The sequence below is a fragment of the Thiohalocapsa sp. ML1 genome (assembly GCF_001469165.1).
GTDB lineage: Bacteria > Pseudomonadota > Gammaproteobacteria > Chromatiales > Chromatiaceae > Thiohalocapsa.
Genome location: NZ_JABX01000001.1, coordinates 301,600 through 321,968 on the forward strand (window position 1 = coordinate 301,600; position 20,369 = coordinate 321,968).

Annotated in this window: 19 protein-coding genes; 11 read left to right on the plus strand and 8 right to left on the minus strand. The window is 69.6% G+C overall.

The annotated features are described in order from the left end of the window. Positions 1-6 precede the first annotated feature (6 nt). The 3 genes from ML01_RS01210 to trxA all read right to left on the minus strand — a co-directional run bounded on the left by ML01_RS01210 (position 7) and on the right by trxA (position 3,209). A complete protein-coding gene (locus ML01_RS01210; protein WP_058553552.1) occupies positions 7-1,305 on the minus strand; it encodes a paraquat-inducible protein A in 1,299 nt (432 codons plus the stop codon). 67 nt (positions 1,306-1,372) lie between these two features. After that, a complete protein-coding gene (rho, locus tag ML01_RS01215) occupies positions 1,373-2,629 on the minus strand; it encodes a transcription termination factor Rho (RefSeq protein ID WP_058553553.1) in 1,257 nt (418 codons plus the stop codon). 253 nt (positions 2,630-2,882) lie between these two features. Continuing rightward, positions 2,883-3,209, minus strand: a complete 327-nt coding sequence (trxA, locus tag ML01_RS01220; RefSeq protein ID WP_058553554.1) for a thioredoxin TrxA — start codon at positions 3,207-3,209, stop codon at positions 2,883-2,885. A 289-nt stretch (positions 3,210-3,498) separates the two neighbouring features. Between trxA and rhlB the strand changes: the two genes are divergently transcribed. After that, complete coding sequence (rhlB, locus tag ML01_RS01225) at positions 3,499-4,965, plus strand: ATP-dependent RNA helicase RhlB (protein ID WP_058553555.1); 1,467 nt, start codon at positions 3,499-3,501, stop codon at positions 4,963-4,965. 19 nt (positions 4,966-4,984) lie between these two features. Here rhlB and yrfG read toward each other — a convergent pair whose 3' ends face one another. Beyond that, on the minus strand, positions 4,985-5,692 hold the full coding sequence (gene yrfG / locus ML01_RS01230; protein ID WP_058553556.1) for a GMP/IMP nucleotidase: 708 nt from the start codon (positions 5,690-5,692) through the stop codon (positions 4,985-4,987). 83 nt (positions 5,693-5,775) lie between these two features. Here yrfG and nudE point away from each other — a divergent pair, with 83 nt between their 5' ends. From nudE to ML01_RS01245, 3 genes are all read left to right on the plus strand, one after another. Continuing rightward, positions 5,776-6,342: an ADP compounds hydrolase NudE gene (gene nudE / locus ML01_RS01235; RefSeq protein ID WP_058553602.1), complete on the plus strand. Its 567-nt coding sequence runs from the start codon at positions 5,776-5,778 to the stop codon at positions 6,340-6,342. A gap of 110 nt (positions 6,343-6,452) precedes the next feature. Beyond that, positions 6,453-7,502, plus strand: coding sequence for a thioredoxin fold domain-containing protein (locus ML01_RS01240; protein ID WP_058553557.1), 1,050 nt, complete (start codon positions 6,453-6,455; stop codon positions 7,500-7,502). Positions 7,503-7,584: 82 nt separating this feature from the next. Next, positions 7,585-8,031: a hypothetical protein gene (locus ML01_RS01245; protein ID WP_058553558.1), complete on the plus strand. Its 447-nt coding sequence runs from the start codon at positions 7,585-7,587 to the stop codon at positions 8,029-8,031. 272 nt (positions 8,032-8,303) lie between these two features. On the opposite strand, the gene ML01_RS01250 is transcribed toward ML01_RS01245, so the two are convergent. Both ML01_RS01250 and ML01_RS01255 read right to left on the minus strand, forming a co-directional pair. Beyond that, the gene (locus tag ML01_RS01250; RefSeq protein ID WP_058553559.1) at positions 8,304-10,703 is read right to left on the minus strand and encodes a hypothetical protein; all 2,400 of its coding nucleotides are present in this window, start codon (positions 10,701-10,703) and stop codon (positions 8,304-8,306) included. Continuing rightward, positions 10,700-11,590, minus strand: a complete 891-nt coding sequence (locus tag ML01_RS01255; RefSeq protein WP_058553560.1) for a DUF6279 family lipoprotein — start codon at positions 11,588-11,590, stop codon at positions 10,700-10,702. Before ML01_RS01255 ends, ML01_RS01250 begins: the two co-directional genes overlap by 4 nt. A gap of 180 nt (positions 11,591-11,770) precedes the next feature. On the opposite strand from ML01_RS01255, the gene ML01_RS01260 reads away from it, so the two are divergent. The 7 genes from ML01_RS01260 to ML01_RS01290 all read left to right on the plus strand — a co-directional run bounded on the left by ML01_RS01260 (position 11,771) and on the right by ML01_RS01290 (position 16,653). Then, on the plus strand, positions 11,771-12,289 hold the full coding sequence (locus ML01_RS01260) for an MOSC domain-containing protein (RefSeq protein WP_058553561.1): 519 nt from the start codon (positions 11,771-11,773) through the stop codon (positions 12,287-12,289). 186 nt (positions 12,290-12,475) lie between these two features. After that, positions 12,476-12,886: a thiol-disulfide oxidoreductase DCC family protein gene (locus tag ML01_RS01265; RefSeq protein ID WP_058553562.1), complete on the plus strand. Its 411-nt coding sequence runs from the start codon at positions 12,476-12,478 to the stop codon at positions 12,884-12,886. A 193-nt stretch (positions 12,887-13,079) separates the two neighbouring features. Then, on the plus strand, positions 13,080-13,463 hold the full coding sequence (locus tag ML01_RS01270) for a hydrogenase maturation nickel metallochaperone HypA (RefSeq protein WP_058553563.1): 384 nt from the start codon (positions 13,080-13,082) through the stop codon (positions 13,461-13,463). A 325-nt stretch (positions 13,464-13,788) separates the two neighbouring features. Beyond that, complete coding sequence (gene hypB / locus ML01_RS01275; RefSeq protein ID WP_058553564.1) at positions 13,789-14,730, plus strand: hydrogenase nickel incorporation protein HypB; 942 nt, start codon at positions 13,789-13,791, stop codon at positions 14,728-14,730. Positions 14,731-14,910: 180 nt separating this feature from the next. Then, positions 14,911-15,390, plus strand: a complete 480-nt coding sequence (locus ML01_RS01280; RefSeq protein WP_254045104.1) for a hypothetical protein — start codon at positions 14,911-14,913, stop codon at positions 15,388-15,390. Between the two features lie 83 nt (positions 15,391-15,473). Continuing rightward, complete coding sequence (locus ML01_RS01285; RefSeq protein ID WP_058553566.1) at positions 15,474-15,968, plus strand: hypothetical protein; 495 nt, start codon at positions 15,474-15,476, stop codon at positions 15,966-15,968. A 343-nt stretch (positions 15,969-16,311) separates the two neighbouring features. After that, entirely contained in the window at positions 16,312-16,653 is a 342-nt protein-coding gene (locus ML01_RS01290; protein ID WP_058553567.1) for a TusE/DsrC/DsvC family sulfur relay protein, read from the plus strand. 51 nt (positions 16,654-16,704) lie between these two features. On the opposite strand, the gene ML01_RS01295 is transcribed toward ML01_RS01290, so the two are convergent. Both ML01_RS01295 and ML01_RS01300 read right to left on the minus strand, forming a co-directional pair. Further along, a complete protein-coding gene (locus tag ML01_RS01295) occupies positions 16,705-17,703 on the minus strand; it encodes a hypothetical protein (RefSeq protein WP_156427493.1) in 999 nt (332 codons plus the stop codon). Between the two features lie 245 nt (positions 17,704-17,948). After that, a complete protein-coding gene (locus ML01_RS01300) occupies positions 17,949-20,369 on the minus strand; it encodes a penicillin acylase family protein (protein WP_058553569.1) in 2,421 nt (806 codons plus the stop codon).

The following is a 20,369-nucleotide window of genomic DNA, read 5'->3' on the forward strand; positions in this document are numbered from 1 at the left end:
CGCCCGTCAGCTCACCCGCTTGCCGACCCGCGCCTCCAGCAGCGACGACAGCACCAGGCTCGCGAGTACGAAGGCGAGGAACAGATAGAAGCCGAGCTGCAACGCGGTGCCGTTGGTGGTGATGACATCGACCCCGCGCCCGCTGCCGGCCATGGCGGCCACTTGGCTCTCGACCAGACCGCTGAAGCCGACATAGGCCATCAGCATGGCGACGACGAGCACGTCCGCCATGGACCACTTGCCGGAGCGCAGCGCAAAGAAGTACACGAAGCAGTTGGTACGCAGCCCGCGCCAGTCGAGGTAGTAGACGAAGCCCGCGAGCACCTTGAACGACGGGAACACCAGGCTGAACAGCGTGATCAGCACGGCGACGAGGATCATGTCCCAGGCGCGGGTCTCCACGAGCACGCGCACGACATCCAGGATGCTCTTGGACTGGAAATAGAGCACCTGATCCGTGAACACGATGGGCTCGCCGAGCAGCATGAAGCGCAGCTCCGAGATGCGCGCCTCGACATCGATCATCGGCGTGACGACACCGCCCGCGAGCAGCACCAGCGCGCCCGCGGTGAGCATGGCCATGACCTCGGGCTGTAAGTGCGGGCGCTCGCGCCAGGCCACCAGGAACATGCCGGCGACGGCCAAGAGCACGCCCGCGGAAAAGCTGCGGGCGCGGGCCTGCAACGCATCGGCCTCCGCGCGCAGCCCGGGCTCGCAGGCGGCGGCATCCGCGCAGCCGTGGCGCGCGAGCACCGCACGGTAGGCCGAGAAGTCCGTCGCCGTGAAGGTGGCCGCCGCCGCGCCATCGACCGCGGCCAAGAGCTGCGCCTTGAGCTGGGCACGGGCCTCGGGCCGCTCGAACTCATCGAGAATCGCCTCCGCGTAGGCCGGCACCTGCGCGCGTAGCTCCGTGAAGTCCACCAGAAAGTCCTGCACGCCCTGGCGGAAGGCCCCGCCGAGTCGTTCCCAGAAGTTGCCGCCGCCGGCGTTGCGCTGGCGCAGGTAGCGCTCGACCTCCACCAGGATGCGATCGAGCGCGATCTCGATGTTGCGCTTGAGCGCCGGGCGATTCTCGTCGGTGAGCTCGAAGGTGTCGATCTTGCGCGCGAGCAACCCGGACAGGCGCTCGACCCAGAGGCTCGCGTTGAGCAGGCCGTAGCGCACGTCGTGCAGCTCGGCGAGGTCGGTTTCGAGCTGCTGCACGCGCCTTAAGTCGAGGATGAGCTGACTTGCCAGCAGCACGGCGGCGAGGAGCAGCGTCCCCAGGGACAGGGCGGCGGCGATCCTTGCTTGAGGCGGTGACATGGTTCCGGGAGCTGCGCGACCGCGGGCACGCGGCCGAGCGGGCCTGCTCGTTTAGCCCTGCGCTCGTCTAGCCCTTCATCGAGTCGAAGAACTCGCCGTTGGTCTTGGTGTGCTTGAGCTTGTCGAGCAGGAATTCCACCGCGGCGAGCTCGTCCATGGGGTGCAGGATCTTGCGCAGGATCCACATCTTTTGCAGGTCCGCGGGCGCCATCAAAAGCTCCTCGCGGCGGGTGCCGGAGCGGTTGATGTTGATGGATGGGAAGATCCGCTTCTCGGCAATGCGCCGGTCCAGGTGGATCTCCATGTTGCCGGTGCCCTTGAACTCCTCGTAGATGACGTCGTCCATGCGCGAGCCGGTCTCCACCAGCGCCGTCGCGACGATGGTCAGCGAGCCGCCCTCTTCCACGTTGCGTGCAGCGCCGAAGAAGCGCTTCGGGCGTTGCAGCGCGTTGGCGTCCACACCGCCGGTGAGCACCTTGCCCGAGGACGGCACGACGGTGTTGTACGCCCGCGCGAGCCGGGTGATGCTGTCCAGCAGGATCACGACATCGCGGTTGTGCTCCACCAGCCGCTTGGCCTTCTCGATGACCATCTCGGCCACCTGGACGTGGCGCGTTGCCGGCTCGTCGAAGGTCGACGACACCACCTCGCCGCGCACGGAGCGGGCCATTTCGGTGACCTCTTCCGGGCGCTCGTCGATGAGCAGCACGATGAGGTACACGTCCGGATGGTTGTAGGCGATGGACTGCGCGACGTTCTGCAGCATCATGGTCTTGCCGGCCTTCGGCGGCGACACGATGAGCCCGCGCTGGCCCTTGCCGATGGGCGCGACCAGATCGATGATGCGCGCGGTGAGGTCCTCGGTGCTGCCGTTGCCGATCTCGAGCTTCAAGCGCTTCTGCGGGAACAGCGGCGTGAAGTTCTCGAACAGGATCTTGTTCTTCGCCGCTTCCGGGCGGTCGTAGTTGATGTCGCCGACCTTGAGCAGCGCGAAGTAGCGCTCGCCGTCCTTCGGCGGGCGGATCTTGCCGCTGATGGTGTCGCCGGTACGCAGCGCGAAGCGGCGGATCTGGCTCGGCGAGACGTAGATGTCGTCCGGCCCCGCGAGGTAGGACGCATCCGCGGAGCGCAGGAAGCCAAAGCCGTCGGACAGGATCTCCAGCACGCCGTCGCCGGAGATGTCCTCGCCGCGCTTTGCCTGCGCCTTCAGGATGGCGAAGATCAGATCCTGCTTGCGCGAGCGGCCGATGCCCTCGATCTCCATGGACTGGGCAAGCTCCACCAATTGTGGAACCGGCATCTTCTTGAGTTCAGTCAGATTCATTGTGTTCTGCGTGGTGGCGGTGTTGCCGCCGGCGGGCCGGCGCCTGGATGGCGCGGATTCAGCGCAATCGGGCTGCGCTGCCGAGGTGCGTGGCTGCCGATGAGCCGGCGCTGGCGGGGGTTGTCGGGTGGTACTGCCGGCCGCCCGTGGCGAGGGCGGGCGTTCCGGGGTCTGCTTGCGTCGCCGCACCCGCTGGTGCTTGGGTGGCAGCGTCATGGCGTCGCGTCGCGACGGGGCGGCGACGAGGCCGGAATCAGAGATTGCTGTCGAGAAAGATGGTCAGCTGCGACTTGGACACCGCGCCGACCTTCGTCGCCTCGGGCTCGCCGCCCTTGAACAACATCAACGTCGGAATGCCGCGGACCTTGTAGCGCTCGGTCACACCGCGGTTCTTGTCGATGTCGATTTTCGCGATCTTGAGCTTGCCGGCGTAGTCGTTGGCGATCTCGTCGAGCAGCGGCGCGATCATCTTGCAGGGAGCGCACCAGTCGGCCCAGTAGTCCACCAGGACGGGCTCAGACGACTGCAGCACCTGCTCTTCAAAGGTTTCGTCCGTTACGTGAAGGATGCGGTCGGTCACGTCTGTACTGTCTCCGCGTGGGTGAGAGGGAATGCCGGCGTCGGCGGCGAGCGCCAGCCGGGGGTGCAGTCACAAGCAGCGCCTGCCTTACGCGGCGGGTGTGGCGCGGTGTCGCTGCACGATAAGGGGGGAGTCGGGCGGATTGGCGTTGTTATCGCCCCAAAGGTTAAGATGCTATTTGAGCCAAAGAGATCGAGATTTGCAACCCCTCCCTGCCCCGCCGGCCGCAGCGCCGCGCCAAAGCGCCACGCGCGCCGTGCACGGGAGCCCCGCGCCGCCGCAGGATTCCATGCCTCAGACCCATCTCACCGACGTCCCGTTCGACAGCTTCGACATCGACCCACGCATCCTCCAGGGGCTTGCCGACGCAGGCTTCCAGTATTGCACGCCGATCCAGGCGCAGACCCTGCCGCTCGCCCTGAACGGACAAGATGTCGCGGGCCAGGCGCAGACCGGCACGGGCAAGACAGCGGCCTTTCTGGTCGCCGCGATGCAGCACCTGCTCACGCACCCGCTGGAGCCCCGCCGCGGCCCGCCGCAGCCGCGCGTCGTCATCCTGGCACCGACGCGCGAGCTGGCGGTGCAGATCCACAAGGACGCCGAGCTGATCGGCAGCCACACCGGCTTTAAGTTCGGGCTCGTCTACGGCGGCACGGGCTATCAGGAGCAGCGCGACGAGGTGGCGGCGGGGGTAGATTTCCTGATCGGCACGCCGGGGCGCCTCATCGACTACTACAAGCAAGGCGTGTTCGACTTCGCGTCGGTGCAGGTGGTGGTGCTCGACGAGGCGGACCGGATGTTCGATCTCGGCTTCATCAAGGACATCCGCTTCGTGCTGCGGCGCATGCCCAGCCCGGCCGAGCGCTTGGGGATGCTGTTCTCGGCTACGCTGTCCTACCGGGTCACAGAGCTCGCCTACGAGCACATGAACGACCCACAAATGGTGGAGATCGCCCCGGAGCAGGTCACCGCCGACCGGGTGCAGCAGACCTGCTACATGGTCGCGAACGACGAGAAGATCCCGCTCCTGATCGGCCTCGCGCGCCGCATCGAGGACGGCCGCATCATGGTCTTCGTCAACACCAAGCGCGAGGGCGAGCGCGTCTGGGGCTATCTGGAGGGCAACGGCATCAAGGCCGCGATGCTCTCCGGCGACGTGCCGCAGAAAAAGCGCCTCAAGCTCCTGGCGCAGTTCAAGGACGGCGAGCTGCCGGTGATGGTCGCCACCGATGTCGCCGCCCGCGGCCTGCACATCCCGGGCGTGTCCCACGTCATCAACTACGACCTGCCGGACGATGCCGAGGACTACGTCCACCGCATCGGCCGCACCGCCCGCGCCGGCGAGGCGGGCGATGCCATCAGCTTCGTCTGCGAGACCTACGCCTTCTGCCTGCCGGACATTGAGGCCTACATCGGCATGAAGATCCCGGTGGGCGAGCTCAATGCCGAGGCCTTCGCCGAGGTGGACCCCCGCAGCCGCGTACCGGCACCGCGCCGGCCCCGGGACGAGCGCGGCGAGGGGCGCGGCGACCGATCCGGGCACGGCCACAGGCGCGACGGCCCACCGCCCCGCGGCAGGAGCGGCGGACCGCACCGCAGCCGCGACGCCGGCGCGGTGAGCGCGCCCCGGCCGGAGCCGCCGGCCGCCAAGCCCGAGCACGCGCCGGATGCGCCGACAAGCGAACAACCCACCGACAAGCCCAAACGCCGCCGGCGTCGGCGCAAGCCGGCCGCGGCAGCCGCGCCCGCGGAGTGAGCGCCAGCCAGCGCCGGGGCTAGCAGCGCAAACCCGGCAGCAGCGTGTTGAAGCGCGCCACCGTGGGAAACTCCGCCACGTCGCGCTGCGGCTGGCGCGAGTCCGGCGCGCTCACGGCCAGCAGCCAGCGAAAGCCGTAGTCGCGGGCGGCCCGCAGCACGTCCAGGTTGTCGTCCACAAACAGCGTGCGCTCCGGATCGAAGGGCTCGATGTCCGCCACCCGCGCCCAGAACCCCGGCGCCTCCTTCGGCAGGCTCAGATCGTGCGCGCAGATGACCCGCTCCAGGTGACCGCCGAGCTTGGTGCGGCCGAGCTTGAGCTCAACGGACTTCTGATGCGCGTTGGTCACCAGCACGCGGCGCTTGCCGCGCGCCGCGAGCGCCTCCAGGAAATCGATGACATACGGATGCACCGCGATCAGATGCTCCACCTCCGCCTTTAGCAGCGCGATGTCGAGCCCGAGCTCGCGGCTCCAGTGGTCGATGCAGTACCACTCCAAGGTGCCCTGGATGCGCCGATACCGGGGCAGCAGCGCGTCCCGGGCGTCGCCGTGGCTCAGGCCCTGCTTCTCGGCATAGCGCTTCGGCACGTGCTCCAGCCAGAAGTGGTTGTCGTAGTAGAGATCAAGCAAAGTGCCGTCCATGTCCAGAAAGACGCTGTCGATGGCGTCCCAGTCGAGCACCGGCGGCACGCAGGCACCGCCTTGGTCTGTAATGGTCGAAGACATGATCGCAAGCCTTGGTGGAGGACCCAATGGCGCGCAGAATACCGGACGCCGCCGCGCGGCAGCATAGCCACGATGACCAGCCGATGAAGCAAAAGCCCCGCATCCTCGCCCGACGCCTCGTCGCACAGTCCAAGATCTTCCGCGTCGAAGCGCTGGATCTGGAGTTCACGAATGGCGAGCACCGCACCTACGAGCGCATTCTGGGCGGGCGGGACTCGGTGATGATCGTGCCGCTCGACGCCGACGACCGCCTGCTGCTGGCACGCGAGTACGCCGCCGGCAGCGACGACTACCAGCTCGGCTTCCCGAAGGGCGTCGTCGATGAAGGCGAGGACATGCTCGCCGCCGCCGGCCGCGAGCTGCGCGAGGAGCTGGGCCTTGCCGCTCGGGAGCTTCGCATCGTCCGGCGGGTCAGTCTCGTGCCCGGCTACATCCAGCACGGCACGCAGATCGTGCTCGCCCGCGGCCTGCACCCGGACCCGCTGCCGGGCGACGAGCCGGAGCCCATCGAGGTCGTGCCCTGGCCGCTCGCGGACAGCGACGGGCTGCTCGCACGGGCGGACTTCACCGAGGCCAGGTCCGTCGCAGCCCTGTTTTTGGTGCAGCGCTTTCTGGCAGCGGAGCGCGCGGCGGGCGGAACGCTCGGCTGAGCGCTGGGCTGAGTGCTAGGCCGCGCCATCGGACACCAGACCACAACAGCGGAGCGCCCGCCGCCGATGCAGCCGGGCCGCCCGACGTCAGCATCACCGGAGGACCATTGATGAACTGCGCCCCAGGGTGCCGAACCCGCCGCCTCCCGGCCATCGCGTCCCACGTGCTCGCAGCCGCTCTGCTCGCACTCGCCAGCGCTGCCGCGCTGGCCGTCGCCGAGGACGCGATCTCCTTCGACGACTCCCCGCGCGACACGCCGCTCGACTACCCGGACTGGTTTAAGGAGCCCTTCCTGGACCTGCCGGCGGACCATGCCAAGGCCGTCGCCGCCGGCAAGGATCTGGTCGTGTACTTCGGCCAGCTCCGCTGCGCCTACTGCCACCAACTGATGGACGTGAACTTCGGCGCGCCGGACATCGAGCAATACACCCGCGAGCATTTCGATATCGTCCCCATCGACATCTGGGGCGTCGCCGAGGTCACGGACATCCAGGGCGAGGTGCTGACGGAGCGCGACTTTGCGCTGCGGGAAGAAACCAACTTCACGCCGTCGCTCGTGTTCTACGACGAGACCGGCGCCGAGGCGCTGCGCCTGCGCGGCTACTACCCGCCGTACCAGTTCCGCGCCGCGCTCGAATACGTCGCCGACGACCACTACAAGCGCGAGACCTTCCGCGACTACCTGGCCCGCGGCGAAAACCGCATGGTGTTCGACGCCGGCGACCTCAACGACCAGGACTTCTTCGAGCCGCCGCCGCACAACCTCGACCGCAGCCGCCTGCCGAGCGAGCGCCCGCTGGTGGTCTTCTTCGAGCAGGGCGACTGCCACGCCTGCGACGTGCTGCACGGCGAGGCACTGCAGGAGCTCCTGCTCCAGCGCGAGTTCGAGCAGTTTGACAGCGTGCAGCTCGACATCTGGTCCGACGCGCCCGTCGTCACGCCGTCCGGCGAGCGCACCACCGCGCGGGAATGGGCGAAGCAGCTCGGGCTCTTTTACACGCCATCGCTGCTGTTCTTCGATGAGCACGGGCGTGAGCTGGTGCGCGTGGACTCCGTCGTCGGCTTCTATCGTCTGCGCAACGTGATGAACTACGTCGGCAGCAAGGCCTATCTCGACGAGCCCAGCTACCAGCGCTGGCGGCTGTCGCGGCCCTTCTGACGCTCACGGCAGCCGCACCCGGCGGGTCGCCGGTGCTGTGCTAGACTTTTCAAGCAGTTTCCTACCACTCGAACGCAGCAGCATGAAAGTCAGCTATTTTTTGATTGCGGGCATCGCATTCGCAGTGGGTTACGGCACCGCGTCGCTCGCACCGCAGCAGCACCCGCCGGTGGAGCAGGCGGCGTCGGCGCTCCCCGTGCCGGCGCTGGCGCCGGCACCCACCATCGCGGCCATCGCAAGCAGCGCCGCCGTGCGCGAGGCGGATGCCGCGGCGCTTGCGGGCACCGCCTTCGCCCCGGCCGCCGTGCAGGCTGACAGCGCGGTGTCGAGCCGCGTCGCCGCGAGCCGGCAGACCGCCGAGCGCGCGGCGGCGGAGCCGGCGGTCTACGACCTCATCGCCCAGCAAGAGTACGGCGCGCGCTGCGCCACCGAGAACGGCATCTGCAAGCTCGAAGTGCCCCAGCCCGTGGGCTCCACCTGCATCTGCCCCGGCGGCAATGGCGGTGTCAGGGGCACGACCATCCGCTGACGTGTGGTGACTGGCGTGTGGTGACTGGAGTGTTGACTGGAGTGTTGACCTCCAGGTCAACACGGCGACAGAGCGACAGAGCGGGATGCACCGATGTCGCGAGCGGGAGCCGACCGGGAGGTCGGCTCTCCGGCCCCGGCCCGGCCCGGTTCAACTACGGTCGAGCAAGTGCTCCGCTGCCGAGTCTCCGCCGTTCCAGTGCCTCAATGCACCGGGGCACAGAGCGCTACTCGTAACCGAACGTCCGCGGTTGACGGGTATGGACGGCGCGCTCAGTCCGGCGCGGTGACCTTGGCGTCGGCGTCGGTCGCCGGGCTCTGCGGCTGGGTTGCAGCGTCTGCCTCGGGCGCTGTCGGCGGCGTCGGCGGCGGCGCTCGGGTCTCGGTCGCGGCCGTGACCGGCACCCGGATCTGCGCCTCCGGGTCGTAGATCACGCACACCGGCCGGGCCGCGTCGTCCACGCCCTCGCTGGTCCAGACCCGAACGCGCACCGGGCGCGTGCGCATGTCCTTGAGCTTCGGCGATTCGAGCGTGCAATGCGCCTCCGCGTCGGCGTCCGCGGCCGGCTGGGCGTAGGGCAGATCGACGCTCAGGAACTCGGCGATGATGCCCTCCATGTTCGGCAGCACGCGGATGCGGTCCGCCCGCTGTGCACCCAGCGTCACGGTTGCGCTGCGCCACAGCCGCGAGCCCGGGATCAGGATGCGCGTCGGCTGCCCGGCGATGACGTACAGGCGCGGGTCCATGCTGTCGTCCTGCACCCGCGGGCCGCGCGTCACCCAGGCGTCGTCGCGAAAGATGGAATCGAAGGCCGAGAAGTCCGGCGGCACGGTGACGTCCATCTCGAAGGGGTCGGATGCCGCCCGCGCCCTGCCCGCCCCGTTGAGCCAGCCGGTGGTGATCGTAAGGTGCAGCGCGTCCGCCCATGCCGGCACGGACACCAGCGCGAGCTGCGTCTTTAAGCTCGGCTGCATGTTGCCCTCGGCGGACACCACCCAGCCGAAGCGCACGGCGTGGCCCGCCGGGTCGCCATCGGCGGGCTGCCCATCGCCGAAGCCCACGAGCACCGGCACGGTGCGCGTGCCGACCAGGCGGTCGGCGACGGCCAGCATGCCGCCCCGGGCGCCGGCGCCGCCGCGCAGATTGCTGTCGAACTGCTGGCCCTGCACGTCGTTCTTCGGGAACACGGCATAGGCATAGGCGTCGAGCCCCGCCATGCTTTCCACGAAGTTGAAGAACCCCGACGGCAGCATCGACAAGCCGACGTCCCCGGCCGCCGCGGTCGCGCCGCCCTGGTCGCGGATCAGCGCGATGAGGTCGGCCGGCGGCGTGTACAGGGGTCGCGGCGAGGTCAGAAAGGAGCCGCGGTCGTTCATCGACCAAGGCTGGACCAGGAGCTGCCAGGTGCCGTGCTTGGTCTCGCCGATGGGGACGGGCTGCCCTGCTGCGCCCCGGGGCGGCGGCGCGGCGGGGTCGATGGGCCGCGCGACGAAGCTCTCATACACCGGGTGCACCTCGAACCAGACCCGATACGCACAGGGCCGCTCGCCGGGCAGCGCTACCGGCCGGCGGCGGATTTGCAGGTAACGCGCCCAGGGCTGGGGGAGCCGCACCGGCAACGTGTCGTCGAACAGCGGGTCGGCGCGGTCCGCGGCCGCCTGGTAGGCGTCCAGGGTCGCCTGCGGCTTGTTGTGGATGAGGAAGCGCTCCTCCGGCAGGCCCAGCACCGCGCGCAGCGTGCGCCGGGTGAGCTCGTCATAGAAGGCGAAGCCCTCGGCCCGCAACTGTGCTGCGTCGGCGGCCGTCGCCGCGGTCTCCTCGGCGGGGCTGGGGCAGCCGAGGTCGCCGCGGGTGTAGAGGCTCTCGAACAAGGAGTCTTCGGTCAGGTTGAGCCGCTTGGCGATGTCCGTGAGCCAGGCGTCGTAGTGGGCGAGCTGCTTGTCGTGGCGGCGCTGCTCGGCCCCCGACATGCGCTCGCCGCAGGCGTCAGCGGCCTGGTTCGCGAGGCATGCGCGCTCGGCATGGATGCGCAGATGCCGTGGCAGCGCGGCGGCACCGGTGTCTGCATCGGCCGGCGCGTCCGCCGGCACGAAGAGCGCGTCCGGGCGCAGCACGACACTGACGAAGGCGCGATCGCGGGTGTTCCACCCCGGGATCACGGTGGTATCGAACTTGAGTCCGAACACCGAGTTGCCCGTGAGATCGTGGCGGTCATCGAGCATGTTCTCCAGCATCTGCTGGCGGATGCGGTCGCGAATGCCGGACACCAGCTCGAAGCGCTGCTCGAAGGTAAGCCCCGGCGGCGCTACCGGCACCGCCGCGGCGGCGGCGTCGCTGCCGTCGTCGGCGATGCGTACCTGCACGTCGCGCTCGGCGCGGGTGGTCAGCAGGTCGCGCGCCTCCGCGGCGTCGAGCAGGCGCAGTTGCTCGCGCAGCCAGAAGTCCTGGTCATAGCGGTCGTTGACGAGGCGCTCGCGCGTATAGACCTCCGGGCTGTCCACGTAGATTTGCCCAAGCGTCGTGAACGGCGGAAACGGCAGCCGCAGCAGGCCGAACAGGTGCAGCACGACGGCCGCAAGCGCAAGCAGCAACAGGAGCCGCAGCGGCAGCAGGGTCGCGGCGCCGCGCAGGGCGCCGCGGACGCGCTCGGCCAGCGCGGCGGCGGCGCTCACCGGCAGCCCACCGGCGCCATGCGCGCATCAGGCTGCAGGGTCATAAAGTCGTTGCGCAGCCCCGCGGCGCGGTCGATGAGCCGCCGGCGCTGCTCCGCGGAGAAGCTCTCGGACAGGCGCAGGATCAGGTCCGCGATGTCGCCGCGCAGCTCGGTGCGATCGCGGCGCAGCCCCGCGGGCATGTCGGCGTAGTCCACGAGCCAGGCGTTCAGAAACGCCTCGATGCGCGGGGCCGACGCGCCGCTGCGCAGCAGCCGGATCAGCTCGCCACGCTTGCGGTCGCGGTAGGCGTACCAGTCGGCGCTCTCGGGCAGGCCGCTGACCACGTCGCGGACGATGCCGCGCTGGCGCTCCGAGAGCTCACCGACCCACCATTGCATGTTGTCGGCGTAGCGCTCCACGCGCTTGTCCACGCGCACCGACACGGGCCGAGCGGCATCCTCGGCGTCGTCTTGGGCGTCCTCGCGAAAGGTGCGCTCCAGGGCGTTGATCTGCGCGTTGTCGAGATCGGCGAGCAGCGGCGCCGCGGTGGCCGCCGCCAGCCGGAAGTGGCGCTGGTAGATGGTCTCGAACTGATCCAGCAAGCAGTCCACGTCCGCACGGGTGAAGCCCTTACGCGCGTCGTTCTGCATCGTGTCGAAGAAGGCCGCGAGATAGGGCAGCTCCTCTTGGCGATGGCGGGCGAGGGCCGCGTCCAGCTCCGGCGACCAGCGCGCCATCTGCGCGCGGTCGAGGCCGAGGTAATCGTCGGCATAGCGCTCGATAAGGAAGTCCGCGGTGTTGTAAGCGAGCCGCATGCCGGAGCAGCCGCCGAGCAGCAGGGCGGCAAGCAGGGCGGCAAAGAGCGCGGCGGCGAGCGCCGCGGCGGTGGCGCGAGGGGGTCGCATGGCGGTGTCGAGAATCCGTGTCGCTGCCGCGGTTGCGCGGCGGAGTCAGAACGCAATATAGCAAGGGGGAAGGGGGGAGGGCTGAGGGCCGAGGAAGACTCCCTCGGCCCTTGGCCAGTTCTGCAGCCAAGCGCCGAGTCGGCGTGACACTTAACTCTCGCCCGACGGGACGGAGCGCGCGTGACCGAGCTTGATCTACCGGACCTGTTGGGCCGTTTCCGGCACGCCGGCCGGGTGGACTGGATCGGCATCCGGCCCGCGCGCCTGGCCCCGCTGACGGCACTGACCGAGGCGCAAGCCGTCGCCGGGCTCGGGCTCGAAGGCGACCACTATGCTGCTGCGGCGGCGGCGGGCCGGCGCCAGGTCGGCCGGCGCAAGCGCCAGGTCACGCTGATCCAGGCCGAGCATCTGGCCGCGCTCGGGGCGCTGCTCGGGGAGCCGCCCATCGCGCCGGCACGGCTGCGGCGCAATCTGGTGGTCGGCGGACTCAACCTGCTGGCGCTCAAGGACCGGCGCTTTCGCATCGGCGACGCGGTGCTCGAAATGACCGGCCTCGCCCACCCCTGCTCGCGCATGGAGCAGGAGCTCGGCCCCGGCGGCTATAACGCCATGCGCGGCCACGGCGGCATCACCGCGGCCGTCGTCGTCTCCGGCTGCTTCGCGCTCGGCGCCGCGGTGGAGCCGCTGGATAGCGATTGAGGGCGGAGCTCTACCGAGGGCCGAGGGCCGAGTGCCGAGTGCCGAGAAAGGCTCCCTCAAGCCTGCCGCCCTTCTGCGCCCAAGCGCCGTGTCGTCGTGAAAGTGGCCCCATCTGCACGCAAAGACGCCTCCCGCCGATGGCACCGGTGCGCGGGCTCCAGCCACACACGAGAACCGGAAGAACCCATGACCGAGCTGACCACCTTCTACGACGGCGGCTGCCCGCTGTGCAGCCGCGAAATCGCCCACTATCGCCGTCTCGACGGCGGCAAGCGTATCCACTGGGTGGACATCACGACGGCACCGGAGATGCTCGCCGCCGCGGGGCTTGACCCCGCGACGGCCATGCGTCGGCTCCATGTGCAGGACGCCACCGGCCGGATGATCCGCGGGGTGCCGGCCTTCGTCGCCATCTGGCGGCGGCTGCCGGGCTATCGGCTGCTCGCGACGGTCGTCACCGCGCTGCGTCTCACGGGTCCGCTGGACTGGGGTTATGCGCGGTTCGCGGACTGGCGCTTCCGGCGCCGCTGTCAGGACGGGACCTGCGCCATCGACGCGCCGCCGCCGCAGGATGGTCTGCACCACGGCGAAAGTTGACCGCCGTCAGTGCCGGGCGTGAACGGCGCCGCTAACGTCTCGCGTTTCGCCCGGCCGCATTGATCTCCATCCCGCATGACCAGAGCCGTTTCGGTGGGCCGCCTCGTTGCCGCCCCCGTCCATCCCCCGTCCCGAGCAACGACCCTCGTCGCCGCGCCGCGCGCGCGGGGCGCGGCCCATGCGAGACCAGCCCATGCATGAGCTCGCGGTGTGCCAGTCGCTGCTCGACCAGGTGCAGCGCATCGCTCAAGACCACGGCGCCGACCGCGTGGAGCGCATCCTGCTGCGCATCGGCCCGCTGTCCGGCGTGGAAGGTCCGCTGTTGCGCAACGCCTTTCCGCTCTCCGCCGCCGGCACCGTCGCCGAGCATGCCGTGCTGGAGATCGAGCCCGCACCGGTGCGCGTGCACTGCGTCACCTGCGGCGCCGAGACCGATGCAACGCCGAATCGGCTTATCTGCGGCGCCTGCGGCGACTGGCACACGCGGCTCGTGAGCGGCGATGAGATGCTGCTCGCCCGGCTCGAGCTCAGCATCCCGGACGACGGCGACCCGGACGAGGCCGCGCAGGACGCCTAGCTTGCTTGACGGCGCCGAATGTTGGCAGATGAGTCAAGTTTCGCGGCGACGCGGCGCGCTTGCAGGCAAAAGGGCCGAGGGCCGAGGGCCGAGGGAGCCCACCTTGGCCCTTGGCCCTTGGCCCTTGGCCCTTGGTTCAATGCGCCGAAGAGCGGGCTGCGCCAGACGAGGCGCCGTACCCTGGTCGGTCTGAGGCGAAGCTTCGCTACCCCCTGGGAGCCTGCACCACCGCCGACGCCGCGCTCCACGCGCGCGGCAGGGTCAAATTCCGCCGCTGCACTGCTATAGTCCGGGCACTCCCGTCACGGAAAGCCTGAACACCAGCATGTGCCAAACCTGCGGCTGCAACGTCACCCCCGGTAACGAGCACCTCGTGCGCCCCGGCGGCAAGCACGCCGAGACCGCCTCCGGCCACGCGGCGGTGGAGGTGCTGACCAACCTGCTCGACGAGAACGACCACCAAGCGGCGCACAACCGCGCCCACCTCGACGCCCACGGCGTGCTGGCCGTGAATCTCATGTCCTCGCCGGGCTCCGGCAAGACGAGCCTGCTGGAAGCGACGCTCGACGCCATCGGCCGAGAGCTGCGCATCGCCGTGATCGAGGGCGACCTCGAGACCGAGAACGATGCCGAGCGCATCCGCGCCAAGGGCGTCACGGCCATCCAGATCGCCACCGGCAGCGCCTGCCACCTGGACGCGCACATGGTCCACGAGGCACTGCATCGGCTGGACCTCGAGGGCATCGACATCTTGTTCATCGAGAACGTCGGCAATCTCGTCTGCCCCGCGAGCTTCGACCTAGGCCATCACCGCAACGTCACGCTGCTGTCCGTGCCGGAGGGCGACGACAAGCCCGCCAAGTACCCGGTCATGTTCCGCGCCGCGGACCTCGTGCTGCTGACCAAGGCGGACCTGCTGCCCGTGCTCGACGATTTCGACGCCGCCCGCGCCGAGGCTTACCTGCGCCAGCTCGCGAGCCCGGCGCCCTTCGTCCCGCTCAGCGCCCGCCGGGATGCCGCCTCGCTCGGCCCCTGGCTCGACTGGCTGCGCACGGAGCTTAACGAACAGCGCGCACGCATCGCCGAAGGCAGCACGGCCCGCCCGGCACTCCAGCCGGACGGTGCACTGCTGCATGGCGGCGACGCCGGACACGAGCACGGCGGGCACGGGCACGGACACGGGCATAATCACGAACCGGGCCACGGCCATCGGCACGCGCACGGTCATGTTCACGCTCTGCACGAGCACGACGACGCGCGCGCCTGAGCCGGACAGCTCCGCACGCGCAGCGCTGTAGTATCCTTTCGCGGCGGCGAAAGGCGGCACCTAGATCGCCATCCCGCGGCAAGCGTCTTGCCCGCCTCTCTGCGGCAGGGCAGCCCGCGGGTGTTGCCGCCCCGGAGCGAGACCCTTTCATCATCAAGTGCTTGGAGGATGCCCATCGTCATGCAAAGGCGTACCCTGTCGACCTTCTGCGGGCTGCTCGCCCTGTTTGTGGCCGTGCCGGCCGCGCAGGCGTTTGGTTTCGGCGACATGTTCAGTCCGGGCCGCTGGTTCGGCGGCAACAACGACGATTACTACTATGAGGACGGGCCCTATGGGCCCTACGGACCCGGCCCCTACGGCTACGGTGCACCCTACGCGCCCTATGGCGCGCCGGGCTACGCACCCTACAGCGGCGGCTATGGCTACCCCGCTGCACCGGGTTACGCCCCGCCCGCAGCGGGCTCCGCGGCCCCGTCCTACGCGACACCCGCACCCGCGGCTCCCGCCGCCGGCGGCGACAGCGCGAAGGACCAGGAAATCGAAGCGCTGAGGCGCCGCATCGAGCAGTTGGAAGGCCAAAGGTCCGCCCCGCCCGCCCCACCGGCGGCGAGCGGCGACTGGCCCTCCGCACCCGCGTTCCGGCCCATGGATCAGTACTGAGACCGACCGACCCCGTCCTGCGCGCCGGCCCCTTGCGGCCGGCCGCCGCGGCGCCCGCTCCGACCCGCTGCCGAGGTTCGACGATGCCGAAGACGACCCCACTCCACCGCGCACCGGCCCTTGCGGCGCTGCTCTTCACCGCCGGCCTCGGCCAGGGCTTCGCCGTTCAAGCCGCCGACCGATACGCCGTCTATGAGAGCGACAGCAGCTTTGAGGACGTCGTCGACGGCCTCACGCTCGCGATCCAGGAACGCGGCATGTACATCAACAACGTCATGCACATGGATGAGATGCTGGAGCGCACCGGGAAGGATCTGGGCATGGAGCAGAAGCTCTATGGCCACGCACAATCCATCGAGTTCTGCAGCGCCGTGTTGTCACGGAAAATGATCGCAGAGGATCCGACGCATATCGTCCAGTGCCCCTTCATCATCGCCGTCTATACCCTGCCCGACGCTGCCGACACCACCTACGTCGTGCACCGCGCCATCCCCGCCGCCGAGCGCGAAGGGAGCGCGGTCATGGGTGAGGTTGCCGACATGCTGCGCGATGTGGCCAATGCGGCCGTGAGCTGGTAGCCCACCGACAGCCCTTACCGGCCAGACCCGAGCGGACCCTCGGTTCGCTCGCGGGCGCAGCCCGCCCCGACACACCCCGCAGGTCACTCCTGATGGGCCGAATCCCGCGGACTCCCGCCGGATTCGCGCCCAAGCCCCGTTTTCTGCCTCGCAGTTGATCTGGGTTCCATAATTCGGCCCGCACGGGTCGGCCGCCTGATCTATATTTCCTTGACAGGTGCACAAACACCTGTTCAAGAGAATTCCAATTTACTAATAAACCAATCGATGGAGCCGTGCGTATCTGCGCCAGCGGCCGACCATCGGCCTACCATCGGCCACCTTCGGGTGGAGGAGACACTGCATGACTGCTGTACAGATCGCCGGCCGCGAAGTGCTGTTCAACAAGAAAGGGCATCTCGCCCAGTTCCAGGATTGGGACAACGACCTTGCCGAAGCGCTGGCCGCCGATGACGGGCTCAAGCTCACCGAGTGTCATTGGACGGTCATCGACTTCCTGCGCGAGTACTACGCGTTCCATGAGATGCCGCCGTCGCCGAAGGTCGTGATCCGCGCCATCGGTCACGAGGTGTCGAAGCACACGCCGTGCACGCGCAAGAACCTCGAAAGCCTGTTCCCGAACGGCGGTTGCCGGCAGGCCTGCCGCATCGCCGGGCTGCCCGAGTATTACTGCCACTCCTGCTGAGGCATCACCGCGCGGCGGCCGTGCGCAGCCGCCGCCGGCCCCGCAACCCCCTCAACCCCGCCACCGACCACGCGCGGCCGTGCGCCGCAGCACGGCGAGCAGCGACAGCCCGCCGAGCAGCAACGGCAGCGTGCCGAGCACCGGCACGGCGGCTGGCGTGCCGGTGGCCGCAACGCGCGTCGGCGCGGAGCCCGCGGTGGGCTCGCCGGGCTCGCTGATGGTGCAGGATGCGCATGCCACCAAGTCATGCAGACCGACGACGTACTGGATGTCCGGGTCGAACTTCGTGGACTCGAACGGCACCCACTTCCGTTGGGAGCTGCTGTCGCGCGCCGGCGTGAGCCCGCCGGACGCGCCGCCGAAGGTGACCCGACCCCAGCCCAGGCCTGGATCGGCGCCGTCGATCTGCATCTCCACCGTGTCGTCTGGCGCGAGGCTCGTCAGCTCTATCGCGTTGATGGTGACGCCGGGCAAGCCCAGGTCAGCGCCCAGATCCACCAGCGTCGGCGTCGCGTCGTTGTCGCTGTCGTAGGCGTCCTCGTAGGGGATGTAGAACCAGTCGGTCCAACCGACGGAGAATCCCAAATCGCCGCCCAGCGCGATGTGCACGCTGAGCGCAAAGGCCTCGCTCGTCGCCTGCTCGAAGATGGCGATGTCATCAACGCCCGCTGCGTCCGCGAGCCCGTGGCCGACGCCGAAGGTCAGCCGGATGATCTCGCGCGCGCTGCGACTATCCGGAAAGCTCGGCTCCTGGCCGATGGTCACGGCGGTGCCGGCGGCGCCGGTCACCGGCCCCGTCGCCGAATACCCGTTCTGGAAGGTCGGCCGTTGAAACAGGGTGCCGAGCGATGTACCGACGGACCAGCTCGCCGAGGTGTCGCTCGGCAGCGCCCTACCCCACTCCGTGTAATACCCCATGCTCTTCACCTCCGCGGTCGTCGTCGCGTTGGCGGGGTCGAAGCTGACGTCGGCGACGAGCGCGGCGCCGGCATCCGCGGCGCAGAGCAGCACAAGCAAAGAAGACGACAGGAGAACAAGGCGGCGAGGCATGGCGGACTCGGGGTGCGCAGGAGGCACCGGTGGGGGATGACCTGAGCACGCATGCTAGTGCTTCGCCGCGGAAATACCGAGACCGGGTTTTTCGTTGTCGTTGTCGTTGTCGAATTTTTGCAACTACGAAACACGCGAAACACACGACAAGGGGCGGGTTGCTCCCGGCGTTGGCCCTTTCGCGCTTTTCGCGTGTTTCGTAGTTTCTCTTCGCAGGCGCCGCGGCTATTCGCCCTGCCGCGGTTTCAGCGCGCCGGCACCAATCGCAGCGTGCCGCGCTCGGTGCCGGGCGCCGGACCCTGCCAGGGCCAGGCGTGGGCATCCACCGCCAGCCAGTCGTCCAGTTGGTCGGTGCGAAAGCGCGAGAAGCGATGGCCGGATTGGCCGAGCGGCAGCGTGCCGCGGGTGCCGGTCCAGTCCGACGGCGTGTAGACGACCCGCATGGACGGGATGTAGCCGATGCGCCGCGGCGCGAGCATCGACGCATTGGCGACATTCACCGTGGAGTTGTCGCCGCCCAGGCCCACGGGCCCGACGCTGAACCAGCGCCCGAGGGCGCCCTGGCCGGCAAAGGCGTGATCGAAGGTCACGCCGCGCAGGCGGTCGAGCCGTTGCGGGCCGCGCGGCAGCGTCTCATCCAACTCGGCCTGCGCGGACAGGATCGCCGCCCGCCACACATGCGCCGGCCCCTCCTGCACGGCGGGCGTCTCCACGTTGTCCCAGAAGCTGGAGCGACCGCTCTGCAGCGCCTCGTCCAGCGGGCCGTAGGTATTGGTGTCGAGCCGCATCAGCGCCGGCAAGTCCTCCCCCAGCTCGTCGACGAACAGCGCCCGGTACAGCGCCGGCACCAGCAGCCCGAACAGCGCGCCGGAGCGCCCATCCGGCGGGAAGTCGCCGCGCCAATGCAGCAGCTCGCGCTCGGCGATGCGCGCCGCGGCGGGGTCGAGCACGGCCAAGTCCGGCAATGCTCGGCGCAGGGAGGCCATGAACACCCGTACCCGGTGGCTCTCGCGGTCGGCCTGCATGTGCGCCAGGTCGGCGGCGGACAGCGCCGCGGCGTCGTCGAGCAGCTCCAGGATGCGCTCCGCCCGGTACGGCGGCAGCCAACTGCTGCCCACGGCGGCGGCGACCTCAATGGCCACGCTGCGGTTGTTGGCGTTGACGATGCGCTCCTCGGGCGGGTCGGTGACGCCGGGGTTGGTCGCGAAGGGCTGCCAGCCCTGCCAGCCGTAGCCCGGCTCCCAGCCCGGTGCCGGCAGCAGGCCCGTGCCGCGGCCGCGCTCCGGCAGCGTGCCCGTCACCTGCCAGGCGATGCCGCCGTCGCGATGCGCGATGACCAGGTTCTGCGACACGTGCTTGAGCTCGGCGCCGGCGGCGCGCGCCTCGGCCAGCGTCGTTGCCGTGTTCAGCCGCCAGAGGCCGACGATGGCCCGGTCCGGCACGCTCAGATTGGTGCGCAGCGCCAGCGCGTCGCCGACGCGCACGCTCGGCAGGCGCTCCGGGTTGTCCGGGCCGATGACGTCGTCGATGAGCACGCCGTGGCTCGTGGAGCGGATGGCCAGCGCCTCCGGCGCGTTGCGGCCCTTGATCGGGATCTCCTCCGTCCGCGTCGCGATGGGCTCCCAGCGGCCATCGGCGCGCAGCGCCGCATCGCGGGCGGGATTGAGACGCTCGATGACGACGTCTTGGGTGTCCGCCGTCACCGTCGTCATGCCCCAGGCCAGGTGCTCGTTGTGGCCGAGCAGCACCATCGGCACGCCGGGCAGCGCGAGCCCCGCGGCGTGCAGGCCCGGCGCGATGAGCTCCAGCTCGTACCAGATGGCGGGCATGGACGGCCCCAGGTGCGGGTCGTTGGCGAGCAGCGCGCCGCCGTCGGCGGTACGCGAGCCCCGTACGGCCCAGACGTTGCTGGCACCGCCGCGCAGGCCCACCGCCGGCGCCAGGTCACGCACATCCACGTGGCTCGCCGGCGGCAGGACCAGACGGCTGTAATCCGGCAACTGCGCAACCTCGGCCACCGGCGCCGGCACGCCCACATCCACCGGGAATAGCTCCGCGGCCCGTGCCGTGCCGAGACGCCGCGCCAGCGCGAGAAAGGTCAGCTCCTCGCGCAGGTTCACGCTGTTGATCCAGGCCATGTACTCGCCGATGACGAGGCTGTCCGTGGGCTCCCAGCGCGCGGGCTCGACGCCCGCGATCAGGTACTCCAGCGGCGGCCGGCCGGCGGCTTCGTGCAGGTAGGCATTCACACCGTCGGCGTAGCGATCGAGCAGGCGCCGATACTCGGGCTCCAGCGCGGCGTACGCCTGTCGGGCGGCCTCGGGCAGGCCCATGGTGCGATAGAACCGGTCCACCGGCAGCGCGCCGTCGCCGAAGACCTCGGCGAGGCGCCCGCCGGCCAGGCGCCGGAGGATATCCATCTGCCACATGCGCTCGGCGGCGACGATGTAGCCCTGTGCAAACAGCGCGTCATCGACGGATTCGGCCTCAATGGTGGGCACCGCGTGCGGACCAAAGCGCAGCGCCACCGGCGCGGCCAGCCCCGGAAGCGCCACCTCACCCGCATAGCGCGGCTCCGCACGCTTGCCGAGCCAGTAGACCGAGCCAACCGTACCCAGCGCCAGCAGCGCGAGCGCGACAACGACGATGGCGAGCCAGCGCAGCAC